The sequence below is a fragment of the Streptomyces sp. NPDC092370 genome, assembly GCF_044755265.1.
In the GTDB taxonomy this organism is placed as follows: Bacteria; Actinomycetota; Actinomycetes; order Streptomycetales; family Streptomycetaceae; genus Streptomyces.
Genome location: NZ_JBIVQO010000001.1, coordinates 1279198 through 1291308, shown reverse-complemented (window position 1 = coordinate 1291308; position 12111 = coordinate 1279198). Strand labels below are relative to the sequence as shown.

The window sequence follows — 12111 nt, the reverse complement described above, 5'->3', positions numbered from 1 at the left end:
ACCGGGTTCAGGTCGCGGTCCCGGGGCGGGGATGCGGGTCGCAGGGCGGCTGCGGACCGGATGTGGCTGGTCGCGCGGTTCCCCGCGCCCCTCGGGGGGGTCAGCCGTTCTTGGGTCCGCCCACCTGGATCCCCGCCATCCGCGACCACTCGTAGCGGCCCGTCTTGACCTTGGCCGCGAATTCGCCGTCGAAGGTCTCGTGGGCCGTGATGCCCGACTTCTCCACGGCCTTCTCGGCGATCTCGTACGAGGGGGCGACCAGGTCGCCCCAGTTGCCGTCCTCGCCGACCAGGACGATGCGGGCGCCGCGCTCGCCGAGGTAGGCGACCTGACCCTCGGCGCCGCCGTGGGCCTTGGAGAAGGAGGAGATCTGCTTGGCCAGCCGGGCCACCTTGCGCTCGGCCTTCGGGTCTACCGCTTGCGTGTCTGCCATGGCCAGGATGCTACTCACGAGTAGATCGACTGGCGAGGGCAGGGCCCTGTGACGTACGTCAGTGCGCCAGCGCAGGGATGAACGGGTCGACGGCGACGGCCACGAACAGCAGCGACACGTACGTGATCGACCAGTGGAACAGGCGCATCTCCTTGAGCTTCGCGCCCGTCACCTCCGCCTTCGCGCGGTTCTGCAGGCCGTGCGCCTCCCAGAGCCAGAAGCCGCCCGCCAGCAGCGCCACCGACGTGTAGAACCAGCCGGTGTAGCCGAGCGGGGTCAGCAGCAGCGAGACGGCGACCATGACCCAGCTGTAGAGCACGATCTGCTTGGCGACGACCTTGTTGGAGGCGACCACCGGCAGCATCGGCACACCCACGCGCGCGTAGTCCTCCTTCACCTTCATGGACAGCGGCCAGTAGTGCGGCGGCGTCCAGAAGAACATGACGAGGAAGAGGATGACCGGCGCCCACGACATGGAGTTCGTGACGGAGGACCAGCCGATCAGCACGGGCAGGCAGCCGGCGATGCCGCCCCACACGATGTTCTGCGAGGTCCGGCGCTTGAGGATCATCGTGTAGACGACGACGTAGAAGAGGAGCGCGCCGAGGGCGAGCCAGGCGCTCAGCCAGTTCACGGTGAGACCGAACAGCAGCGTCGAGGTGATCGCCAGCGTGATGCCGAAGACCAGGCACTCGCGCGGGCTGACCATGCCGGTGACCAGCGGTCGCTGCGATGTGCGGTCCATGAGCGCGTCGATGTCGCGGTCGATGTACATGTTGAGGGCGTTGGCACCGCCCGCGGACATGTAACCGCCGAGGCACGTCAGCAGCACCAGCGTCAGGTCGGGCACGCCCTGCTGCGCCAGGAACATCACCGGCACCGTGGTGATCAGCAGCAGCTCGATGATCCGCGGCTTGGTGAGAGCCACGAACGCCTTGACACGGGCCCCGAACGGCCGGTGGGCCGGGCTCTGGTCCGCCCCTAGCTCCCCCATAGCCTTAAGGGCATGGGTGGTGCCCCCACCCGCTGGACGGGATTCAACGGCCGTCACGCACACCCCTACAGAGACATCCCAGCAAGCCCCACCCCTGTGAAGTCCCGGTAAAGGCTCGCGCGTACCACGCCACTTTAGACGTTGCCCAGACTCGGACATTCGCGGGGGTCCGCTCGTGTTGGCGGGCACCTTCCGAAGGGCGCGCCGAAGCTCGATTGAGCACCCGGATGAGCGGCTCCGTATTCACCTGTCGAATGCGGTACGGCCCGGTCAGGAGGCGGACCGTGATCAGTCCCGGCACTCTGGAGTGACTCGGAAAAACGCACGTCCCACGGGGGTAGGCTCGGCTGCGGCCGGTGGGCGCCCCGATACACCGGCATCCGACATGTGGAGAGGAGCCCTGACCCAGGGTGAGCACCAAGCCGACCACCACAGACCTCGAGTGGACCGAGTTGGACCAGCGGGCCGTCGACACCGCGCGTGTCCTGGCCGCCGATGCCGTACAGAAGGTCGGTAACGGCCATCCGGGTACGGCGATGAGCCTGGCGCCTGCCGCCTACACCCTCTTCCAGAAGGTGATGCGGCACGACCCGGCGGACGCCGACTGGGTCGGGCGGGACCGCTTCGTGCTGTCCGCCGGCCACTCGTCCCTGACCCTCTACACCCAGCTGTACCTGGCCGGCTTCGGCCTGGAGCTGGACGATCTGAAGTCATTCCGCACCTGGGGCTCGAAGACCCCCGGCCACCCGGAGTACGGGCACACGACCGGTGTGGAGACCACGACCGGCCCGCTCGGCCAGGGCGTCGCCAACGCGGTGGGCATGGCGATGGCCGCCCGCTACGAGCGCGGCCTGTTCGACCCGGAGGCCGCCGAGGGCGAGTCCCCGTTCGACCACTTCATCTACTGCATCGCCGGTGACGGCTGCCTCCAGGAGGGCATCTCCGCCGAGGCCTCGTCCCTGGCGGGTCACCAGAAGCTCGGCAACCTGATCCTGCTGTGGGACGACAACCACATCTCGATCGAGGGCGACACCGAGACGGCCGTCTCGGAGGACACCGCTGCGCGGTACGAGGCCTACGGCTGGCACGTGCAGCGTGTGGAGCCGCAGGACAACGGCGACCTGGACCCGGCCGCGATCTACGAGGCGATCCAGAAGGCCAAGGCCGTCACCGACCGGCCGTCGTTCATCGCGATGCGCTCGATCATCGCCTGGCCCGCCCCGAACGCGCAGAACACCGAAGCCGCGCACGGCTCGGCGCTCGGCGAGGACGAGGTCGCGGCGACCAAGCGGGTCCTGGGCTTCGACCCGGAGCAGACCTTCGAGGTCTCCGACGAGGTCATCACGCACACCCGCAAGGCGCTGGAGCGGGGCCAGGCGGCCCGCGCGGTGTGGGACAAGGCGTACCAGCAGTGGCGGGACAACAACCCCGAGCGCGCCGCGGAGTACGACCGCGTCGCGGGGGGTGAGCTGCCCAAGGGCTGGGAGGAGAAGATCCCGGTCTTCGAGACCGGCAAGGGCGTGGCCACGCGTGCCGCCTCCGGCAAGGTGCTCCAGGCCCTCGGCGGGGTCATCCCCGAGCTGTGGGGCGGCTCGGCCGACCTGGCCGGCTCCAACAACACCACGATCGACAAGACGAGCTCCTTCCTCCCGGCGGACAACCCGCTGCCGGAGGCGGACCCGTACGGCCGCACGATCCACTTCGGTATCCGCGAGCACGCGATGGCCGCCGAGATGAACGGCATCGCGCTGCACGGCAACACCCGGATCTACGGCGGCACCTTCCTGGTGTTCTCCGACTACATGCGCAACGCGGTGCGGCTGTCGGCGCTGATGCACCTGCCGGTGACGTACGTGTGGACGCACGACTCCATCGGCCTGGGCGAGGACGGCCCGACGCACCAGCCGGTCGAGCACCTGGCGTCGCTGCGCGCGATCCCGGGCCTGAACGTCGTGCGCCCGGCGGACGCCAACGAGACCGCGATCGCCTGGCGCGAGATCCTCAAGCGCTGGACGAAGGAGTTCGGCAAGGGCCAGCCGCACGGCCTGGCGCTGACCCGGCAGGGCGTGCCGACCTACGAGCCCAACGAGGACGCGGCGAAGGGCGGTTACGTCCTGTTCGAGGCCGAAGGCGGCGAGCCCGAGGTCATCCTGATCGCCACCGGCTCGGAGGTGCACGTCGCCGTCGAGGCGCGCGAGCAGCTCCAGGGCGCCGGCGTGCCCACGCGCGTGGTGTCCATGCCGTCCGTGGAGTGGTTCGAGCAGCAGGACCAGGGGTACCGGGACAGCGTCCTGCCGCCGTCCGTCCGGGCCCGTGTCGCGGTGGAGGCCGGAATCGGCCTCACCTGGCACAAGTACGTGGGGGACGCCGGCCGCATCGTTTCCCTGGAGCACTTCGGTGCTTCGGCCGACGGCAAGGTGCTCTTCCGCGAGTTCGACTTCACCGCCGAGAACGTGGCCGCCGCCGCCCGGGAATCGATCGCCGCAGCCCAGCGCTGACGCTCATATACGACACGTAGGAGATGGAATTTCCATGACAGACGCACTCAAGCGCCTCTCCGAGGAAGGCGTGGCGATCTGGCTGGACGACCTGTCGCGCAAGCGGATCACGTCCGGCAACCTCGCCGAGCTGATCGACCAGCAGCACGTCGTGGGCGTCACCACCAACCCGTCGATCTTCCAGAAGGCGATCTCGCAAGGTGACGGCTACGACACGCAGCTGACCGACCTCGCCGCCCGCGAGGTCACGGTCGAAGAGGCCATCCGCATGATCACGACGGCGGACGTCCGTGACGCCGCCGACGTCCTGCGTCCGGTCTTCGACGCCACCGGCGGCAAGGACGGCCGGGTCTCGATCGAGGTCGACCCCCGCCTGGCGCACAACACGCGGGCGACGGTCGCCGAGGCCAAGCAGCTCGCCTGGCTGGTGGACCGGCCCAACACGCTCATCAAGATCCCGGCGACCGAGGCGGGCATCCCGGCCATCGCCGAGACCATCGGCCTTGGCATCAGCGTCAACGTCACGCTGATCTTCTCGCTGGAGCGCTACCGCCTGGTCATGGACGCGTTCCTGGAGGGCCTGGAGAAGGCCAAGGAGCGCGGCCTGGATTTGTCGCAGATCCACTCCGTGGCGTCGTTCTTCGTGTCCCGCGTGGACACCGAGATCGACAAGCGGATCGACGCCCTGGGCACCGACGAGGCCAAGGCGCTGCGCGGCAAGGCCGCCGTCGCCAACGCCCGCCTCGCCTACCAGGCGTACGAGGAGGTCTTCTCCTCGGACCGCTGGAACGCCCTGGAGAAGGCCGGCGCCAACAAGCAGCGTCCGCTGTGGGCGTCGACCGGCGTGAAGGACAAGGCGTACAGCGACACCATGTACGTCACCGACCTGGTCGCTCCGAACACGGTGAACACCATGCCGGAGGCGACCCTGTTCGCCACGGAGGACCACGGCGAGATCACCGGCGACACCGTCGCCGGGACCTACGAGCAGGCCCGTGCCGACCTAGACGCGGTCGAGAGGCTCGGGATCAAGTACGACGACGTGGTCCGGCTGCTGGAGGAGGAGGGCGTCGAGAAGTTCGAGGCGTCCTGGAACGACCTGCTGAAGTCGACCGAGGCCGAGCTGAAGCGCCTCGCCCCCTCGGAGGGCTGAACAGGTGTCGAGCAGCAACCCGCTGCGTGACCCCGCGGACCGACGGCTCCCGCGTATCGCGGGGCCGTCGGGCCTGGTCATCTTCGGCGTCACGGGCGACCTGTCCCGCAAGAAGCTCATGCCGGCCGTGTACGACCTCGCCAATCGGGGTCTGCTGCCGCCGGGCTTCTCGCTGGTGGGCTTCGCCCGCCGCGAGTGGGCGCACGAGGACTTCGCGCAGGAGGTCCACGACGCGGTCAAGGAGCACGCCCGCACGCCCTTCCGCGAGGAGGTCTGGCAGCAGCTCATCCAGGGCATGCGCTTCGTGCAGGGCACCTTCGACGACGACGAGGCGTTCGAGCGGCTGCGCTCCACGATCGACGAGCTGGACAAGGCACAGGGCACCGGCGGCAACTTCGCCTTCTATCTGTCGGTTCCGCCGTCGGCCTTCCCGGTGGTCATCCAGCAGTTGAAGAAGCACCAGCTGGCCGACCAGACGGGCGGATCCTGGCGCCGCGCGGTCATTGAAAAGCCGTTCGGCCACAACCTCGCCTCGGCCGAGGAGCTCAACAAGGTCGTCCACGAGGTCTTCGCCCCGGACCAGGTCTTCCGCATCGACCACTACCTGGGCAAGGAGACCGTTCAGAACATCCTGGCGCTGCGCTTCGCCAACACGATGTTCGAGCCGATCTGGAACCGGTCCTTCGTGGACCATGTGCAGATCACCATGGCCGAGGACATCGGCATCGGCGGCCGGGCCGGCTACTACGACGGCATCGGCGCCGCCCGTGACGTCATCCAGAACCACCTGCTCCAGCTGATGGCCCTGACGGCCATGGAGGAGCCGGCCTCCTTCGACGCGGACGCGCTGGCCGCCGAGAAGACCAAGGTCCTCGGCGCCGTGAAGCTGCCGAAGGACATGGGCCGGGACACCGTGCGCGGCCAGTACTCGGCCGGCTGGCAGGGCGGCGCGAAGGTGATCGGCTATCTCGACGAGGACGGCATCAATGCCTCGTCCAAGACCGACACGTACGCCGCGATCAAGCTGGAGATCGACAACCGCCGCTGGGCGGGCGTCCCGTTCTACCTGCGCACCGGCAAGCGGCTCGGCCGCCGGGTGACGGAGATCGCGGTCGTCTTCCAGCGGGCCCCGCACTCCCCCTTCGACTCCACGGCCACCGAGGAGCTGGGTTCCAACGCGATCGTCATCCGCGTCCAGCCGGACGAGGGCGTGACGGTCCGCTTCGGCTCGAAGGTGCCGGGCACGTCGATGGAGATCCGGGACGTGTCGATGGACTTCGCCTACGGCGAGTCCTTCACGGAGTCCAGCCCTGAGGCGTACGAGCGTCTCATCCTGGACGTTCTGCTCGGTGACTCGAACCTCTTCCCGCGCACCGAGGAGGTCGAGCTGTCCTGGAAGATCCTCGACCCGATCGAGGAGTACTGGGACAAGAACGGCAAGCCCGCCCAGTACCAGGCCGGTACCTGGGGACCCGTCGAGGCGGACGAAATGCTCGAGCGACACGGACGGAGCTGGCGCCGGCCATGAAGATAGACCTCACGGACACCACGGCCAGCAAGGTCAACAAGGCGCTGGTACAGGGCCGCCGGGCGATCGGCACCCCGGCGGTCGGCATGGTGCTCACGCTGGTCATCGTGACGGACGAGGAGAACGCCTACGACGCGCTGAAGGCGGCGAACGACGCCTCGCACGAGCATCCCGCCCGCACGCTCGTGGTCATCAAGCGCGTCTCCCGTTCGCCCCGCGACCGCACGCAGTCCCGTCTCGACGCGGAGGTCCGGGTCGGCGCGGACGCGGGTTCCGGCGAGACGGTGGTGCTCCGGCTGTACGGCGAGGTCGTCGACCACGCCCAGTCGGTGGTGCTGCCGCTGCTGCTGCCGGACGCCCCGGTGGTGGTGTGGTGGCCGGTGAACGCGCCGCTCGACCCGGCGAAGGACCCCCTGGGCGCCCTCGCCCAGCGCCGCGTCACCGACACGTACGCCTCCGAGCAGCCCGTACGGGACCTGGCCACCCGGTCCGGGACCTACACCCCCGGCGACACGGACCTGTCCTGGACCCGCATCACGCCCTGGCGCTCCATGCTGGCGGCGGCCCTGGACCAGGTGGCCTGCGAGGTCCGGGCCGTCGAGGTGGAGGGCGAGGAGTTCAACCCGAGCTGTGAGCTGCTGGCGATGTGGCTCGCGGACCGGCTGGACGTCCCCGTGAAGCGCTCGCTGTCCGGTGGCCCCGGTCTGACGGCGGTCCGGATGGACACCAACTGCGGCCCCATCAAGCTGGACCGTGCCGACGGCTCCCTGGCGACGCTCTCCATCGAGGGCCAGCCGGACCGGGCGGTGGCGCTCAAGCGCCGGGAGACCGCCGAACTGATGGCGGAGGAGCTGCGGCGGCTGGACCCGGACGACACGTACGCGTCCGCCCTGCGCTACGGGGTGGACCGGCTGAAGTCCTCGGGCTCGGTGCCCAAAAGTGAGGGGCGAGCAGGACTCGCCCTCCCCGCTCCCGTCGAAACGGCTGCGAAAGCACCCGCTGCGCAAGCGACGGCGCAGGCACCGGTGAAGCGGGAACCGCCCGCGCTGGAGCCGGTCCGGAAGGCGGAGGCGCAGTGAGTACGGCACCGCAGCTCGTCGTGCACCGCGACAAGGAGCTGATGGCGCAGGCCGCGGCGGCCCGGCTGATCACCAGGATCGTGGACGCGCAGGCCTCCCGGGGCTCGGCGTCCGTGGTCCTGACGGGCGGCCGCAACGGCAACGGCCTGCTGGCCGCCCTGGCCGCGGCGCCGGCCCGGGACGCGATCGACTGGAGCCGGCTCGACCTCTGGTGGGGTGACGAGCGGTTCCTGCCCGAGGGGGACCCGGACCGCAACGTCACCCAGGCGAATCAGGCTCTGCTCGACTCGGTGCCGCTCGATCCGAAGCGGGTGCACGCCATGCCGGCGTCGGACGGCCCTCACGGCACCGACGTGGACGCGGCGGCGGCCGCGTACGCGGAGGAACTGGCACAGGCGGCCGGCCCGGAGAACCACGGGCCCGTGCCCACCTTCGACGTGCTGATGCTGGGCGTGGGCCCGGACACGCACGTCGCGTCGCTGTTCCCGGAGCTGCCTGCGGTCAGGGAGACCGGCCGCACGGTGGTCGGCGTCCACTGCGCGCCCAAGCCGCCGCCGACCCGGGTGACGCTGACCCTGCCGGCGATCCGTGCGGCTCGTGAGGTGTGGCTGCTGGCCGCGGGCGAGGACAAGGCCGGGGCGGCGGCGATCGCCCTCTCGGGCGCGGGCGAGATCCAGGCGCCGGCGGCGGGCGCGTACGGCCGGAGCCGAACACTGTGGCTGCTGGACGCCGCCGCGGCTTCCCGGCTGCCGCGTTCCCTGTACCCGCCGGCTTCGGCCTAGGCAGGACAGAGGGCCCCGCTCCGAACCCCGTCAGGTGGGGTTCAGAGCGGGGCCCTCTCGTCGGGTACGGGCGGCGGCTACTTGACCGACCCCGCCATCACGCCCTGTACGAAGTGCCTCTGGAAAGCGAAGAACACGACGACGGGGACGACCAGGGACACGAACGCCCCGGGTGCCAGGACATCGATGTTGCTGCCGAACTGGCGGATCTGCGACTGGAGTTCCACGGTCAGCGGCTGTGACGCGCTGTCCGCGAACAGCAGTGCCACCAGCATGTCGTTCCACACCCACAGGAACTGGAAGATGGCCAGGGAGGCGATCGCGGGCCGTCCCACGGGAAGGACGAGCCGTGTGAAGATGCGCCACTCGGTGCCGCCGTCCATGCGCGCCGCCTCCAGCATCTCCTTCGGCATCTCGGCGAAGTAGTTCCGCAGCAGGAACACCGCGAAGGGAAGACCGTAGGCCACGTGGAAGAGCACGACGCCGGGGATCGTGCCGAACAGGCCCAGCTGTCCGAAGAGTTTGGCGACCGGCAGCAGACCGATCTGCACCGGCACCACCAGCAGCGCGACCACCACCAGGAAGATCGCCTCCCGCCCGGGGAAGTCCAGCCACGCGAAGGCGTACCCCGCGAGGGCCGCGACCACCACGACCAGCACCGTCGTCGGCACCGATATCAGCACCGTGTTCCAGAACGCCTGGGTGATCCCGGCGTTCCCCAGCAGCGACGAGTAGTTGTCGAGGGACAGCTGCCCGGGGCTGGAGAACACCGTCCACCAGCCGCCCTTCGCCGTGTCCTCGGAGGACCGCAGCGAGGACAGGAACAGCCCGGCCAGCGGCGTCATCCACACGAGGCCCACCAGGACGAGGAAGGCCTGGACGACCCCGCTGCCCAGCCCGCGCCGAACCGCGTTCATCGCTGCCCCCTTCGGAAACGGCGGACGTTGAACACCATGGCCGGGACGACCAGCAGCAGGAGCAGCACGCCGAGGGCGCTGCCGAGTCCCTGGTTGTTGCCGCCGCCGAACGACACCAGCCACATCTGCGTCGCGAGCACGGTCGCGTCCTCCTGCACGGGCCCGGGGGCGATGATGTAGACGAGGTCGAAGACCTTCATCACGTTGATGACGAGGGTGATGAAAACGACCGACAGGACGGGGGCGAGCAGCGGCACCGTGATCCGCCGGAAGATCTGCCACTCGTTCGCGCCGTCCATCCGCGCCGCCTCCAGGGCGTCCCGCGGCAGCGTCGACAGTCCCGCGCCGATCAGCACCATGGCGAAGCCGGTCCAGATCCACAGGTAGGCGCCGATGATCGCCGGGGTGACCAGCGCCGGTCCGAGCCAGGAGACGCCCTGGTAGGGCTGGGCGAAGTTCGACGACGGCAGTTTCACCTGGTAGGAACCCGACGCGAGGCCCTCGAAGCGGAAGGAACCGTCGGCGGCCGTGGTGGTCGTGGCGATCGTCTCGCCGTCGCGGGCCGCCTCGACCTTCATCTCCGGCAGTCCCTTCTCCCCCCGGTCGACCTTGCCCTGCTTGCCTCCCCCGCCGGGCACGAAGTCCAGGTAGACGACCCCGCGCAGTTCGTCGGGGCCGGCCTTCCGCTCCGCCGCAGCGGAGGCGGGCCGGGCGCCGCCGGGCAGGTCGGCGGGCTGTACGCCGACCAGGCCCAGCGTCACCGCGTCCCCGGGGGAGGCGCTCGCACTCGTGCGGTACGAGCCGTCCTTGTCCTTGGTCAGGCCCTGGCCGTCACGCGCCCGGGCGGCCGGGTACGAGGACTCCCCCTGGAAGGCGTCGTGGACGGAGACCACCGCGGCGTTGAGCACGCCCTTGTCGGGGTCCTCGTCGTAGGCGAGCCGGAAGATGATGCCGGCGGCGAGGAAGGAGACCGCCATCGGCATGAACAGGAGCAGTTTGAAGGCCGTGGCCCAGCGGACCTTCTCCACCAGCACGGCGAGGATCAGTCCGAGGCCGGTGAGCAGGGCCGGGGCGATGACGACCCAGACAGCCGTGTTGCGGACGGCCTTGAGGGTCGCCGGGTCGCGGAACATCTCGGCGTAGTTGTCGCCGCCGACGAAGCTCGTCCCGGAGGCGTCGAAGAAGCTGCGGCCGATGCTGAACAGCACGGGGTAGACGACGAGCGCGCCGAGCAGCAGCAGCGCGGGCAGCACGAACAGCAGGGCGATGAGTTTCCCCCGCCGGCGCAGCCGCCGGGTGCGGTCGGCGACCGGCCCGGGCGGTGGGGGGCTCGTCTCTTTCACGAGGGTGGCTGTCACGGCGTATCAGTCCTGGTACGCCTTGGCCGCCGCGGCCTCCAGCTTCGCCGCGGTGCCCTTCGGGTCGGACGGGTCGCGCAGGAAGTCCTGCAGCAGCTTCCACTCGCCGGTGCCCTTCGTACCGCCGAAGGCGGCCGGGGCCTGGTCGGACATGTCGAAGCGGACCGAACTGCCGGCGTCGACGAGGGACTTGGCGGTGGCGCGGGTGACGTCGTCCCCGTAGGAGGCGAGGTCGAGCTTCTTGTTCGGGGAGAGGAAACCGCCCGCCTCGGCCCAGACGGCCGAGGCCTCGGGGGTCGCCAGGTACTCCAGGAGGGCCTGGGCGGCCTTCTGGTTCTTGCCGTCCTTGAGGACGACGGCGGCGTCACCGCCGCTGACGACCGGCGCCTCGCCGCCGCCGACCGCCGGGAACGGGAAGAAGTTCGCGTCCTCGCCGACCTTCTTGCCGAACTGGTCCTTGGCGACGCCCGCGACGAAGTCGCCCTCGTAGACCATGCCGGCCTCGGGCTCCGGGCCGAACACCTTCTCCACCGAGCCGGGGAAGTCGGTGTTCAGGGCGCCCTTCTGGCCGCCGGCGATGAGCTGCTTGTCCTTGAAGAGCTTGCCGAGCGTGGTGAGGGCGTCGACGACGGACGCGTCGGTCCACTTCAGCTCGTGGGCGGCGAGGGCGTCGTACTTCTCGGGCCCGGCCTGGGAGAGGTAGACGTTCTCGAACCAGTCGGTGAGGGTCCAGCCGTCCTGACCGGCGACGGAGAACGCGGCGAGACCGGAGTCGGACACCGTCCGCCCGGCCTTCAGCATCTCGTCGTAGCTCTTCGGGGGCTTCACCCCGGCCTGCTCGAGGGCGTCGGGGCTGTACCAGACGGTCGACTTGTGGGCGGCCTTGAAGTACAGGCCGTACAGGGTGCCGTCGACGCTGCCGTACTTCTTCCACACGGGGGCGTACCCCGCGTCGACGGCCTGCTCGGTCTTCTTCGACAGCGGCTTGAGCCAGCCCTTCTGCGCGAACTGCTTGAGCACGCCGACCTGCGGGACCATCACGACGTCGGGGGCGTTGCCACCCTCGATCTTGCTGCCGACGACGGTGGAGACGTTGTCACCGGTGGACGTGAACTGCGTCTTGGCGCCGGTCTTCTCGGTGAAGGCGTCCAGCACCTTCTGGAAGTTCTTCTGCTCGGTGCCGGACCAGACGCCGGCCACGGTGATCGACTGGCCGCTGAGCGCCTTGTCGCCGCCGCCGGCCGAGACCGGTCCGCCTCCGCAGGCGGTCGCGCCGAGCGCCAGGACGAGGGCGGTGCAGGCGGTGAGCAGGGTGGTACGTCGTCGCATCATCGTTGATGTCCCTTCGGGGGTTGACTTGCGAAGCGTT

10 protein-coding genes are annotated in these 12111 nt (G+C 69.7%); 5 read left to right on the top strand and 5 right to left on the bottom strand.

Annotated features, from left to right (window positions below; translation table 11 throughout):
• Positions 1-100: 100 nt before the first annotated feature.
• Together ACIQHQ_RS05795 and ACIQHQ_RS05790 are read right to left on the bottom strand one after the other, a co-directional pair.
• Positions 101-433 (bottom strand): hypothetical protein, encoded by a 333-nt coding sequence (locus ACIQHQ_RS05795; protein ID WP_402610416.1) that lies wholly within the window; start codon positions 431-433, stop codon positions 101-103.
• Positions 434-491: 58 nt separating this feature from the next.
• Positions 492-1490, bottom strand: a complete 999-nt coding sequence (locus tag ACIQHQ_RS05790; protein WP_402610415.1) for a heme o synthase — start codon at positions 1488-1490, stop codon at positions 492-494.
• Positions 1491-1837: 347 nt separating this feature from the next.
• Here ACIQHQ_RS05790 and tkt point away from each other — a divergent pair, with 347 nt between their 5' ends.
• Genes tkt through pgl form a run of 5 tightly spaced genes read left to right on the top strand, consistent with a single transcriptional unit; the run spans position 1838 to position 8467 of the window.
• Positions 1838-3925 carry a transketolase gene (gene tkt / locus ACIQHQ_RS05785; protein ID WP_402610413.1) on the top strand — a complete coding sequence of 696 codons (2088 nt, stop codon included), beginning with the start codon at positions 1838-1840 and terminating at the stop codon, positions 3923-3925.
• 34 nt (positions 3926-3959) lie between these two features.
• Positions 3960-5078 (top strand): transaldolase, encoded by a 1119-nt coding sequence (gene tal, locus ACIQHQ_RS05780; RefSeq protein WP_402610411.1) that lies wholly within the window; start codon positions 3960-3962, stop codon positions 5076-5078.
• Between the two features lie 4 nt (positions 5079-5082).
• Positions 5083-6606 carry a glucose-6-phosphate dehydrogenase gene (gene zwf, locus ACIQHQ_RS05775; RefSeq protein WP_402610409.1) on the top strand — a complete coding sequence of 508 codons (1524 nt, stop codon included), beginning with the start codon at positions 5083-5085 and terminating at the stop codon, positions 6604-6606.
• The gene (gene opcA / locus ACIQHQ_RS05770) at positions 6603-7685 is read left to right on the top strand and encodes a glucose-6-phosphate dehydrogenase assembly protein OpcA (RefSeq protein ID WP_402610407.1); all 1083 of its coding nucleotides are present in this window, start codon (positions 6603-6605) and stop codon (positions 7683-7685) included. Before zwf ends, opcA begins: the two co-directional genes overlap by 4 nt.
• Complete coding sequence (pgl, locus tag ACIQHQ_RS05765; RefSeq protein WP_402610405.1) at positions 7682-8467, top strand: 6-phosphogluconolactonase; 786 nt, start codon at positions 7682-7684, stop codon at positions 8465-8467. The genes opcA and pgl overlap by 4 nt, the downstream gene beginning before the upstream one ends.
• A 77-nt stretch (positions 8468-8544) precedes the next feature.
• Here the strand turns inward: pgl and ACIQHQ_RS05760 are convergent, their stop codons facing one another.
• The 3 genes from ACIQHQ_RS05760 to ACIQHQ_RS05750 are packed head-to-tail and all read right to left on the bottom strand — an operon-like array spanning position 8545 to position 12074.
• Complete coding sequence (locus ACIQHQ_RS05760) at positions 8545-9384, bottom strand: ABC transporter permease subunit (RefSeq protein ID WP_390989662.1); 840 nt, start codon at positions 9382-9384, stop codon at positions 8545-8547.
• A complete protein-coding gene (locus tag ACIQHQ_RS05755; protein WP_402610403.1) occupies positions 9381-10742 on the bottom strand; it encodes a carbohydrate ABC transporter permease in 1362 nt (453 codons plus the stop codon). Before ACIQHQ_RS05755 ends, ACIQHQ_RS05760 begins: the two co-directional genes overlap by 4 nt.
• A gap of 6 nt (positions 10743-10748) precedes the next feature.
• Positions 10749-12074: an ABC transporter substrate-binding protein gene (locus ACIQHQ_RS05750; protein WP_402610401.1), complete on the bottom strand. Its 1326-nt coding sequence runs from the start codon at positions 12072-12074 to the stop codon at positions 10749-10751.
• Positions 12075-12111 lie beyond the last annotated feature (37 nt).

Bases quoted from the DNA above. Each gene is read 5' to 3' on its own strand.
- ACIQHQ_RS05795 (WP_402610416.1), bottom strand. From the start codon at position 433: ATGGCAGACACGCAAGCGGTAGACCCGAAGGCCGAGCGCAAGGTGGCC.
- tal (WP_402610411.1), top strand. From the start codon at position 3,960: ATGACAGACGCACTCAAGCGCCTCTCCGAGGAAGGCGTGGCGATCTGG.
- opcA (WP_402610407.1), top strand. From the start codon at position 6,603: ATGAAGATAGACCTCACGGACACCACGGCCAGCAAGGTCAACAAGGCG.
- ACIQHQ_RS05760 (WP_390989662.1), bottom strand. From the start codon at position 9,384: ATGAACGCGGTTCGGCGCGGGCTGGGCAGCGGGGTCGTCCAGGCCTTC.
- ACIQHQ_RS05750 (WP_402610401.1), bottom strand. From the start codon at position 12,074: ATGATGCGACGACGTACCACCCTGCTCACCGCCTGCACCGCCCTCGTC.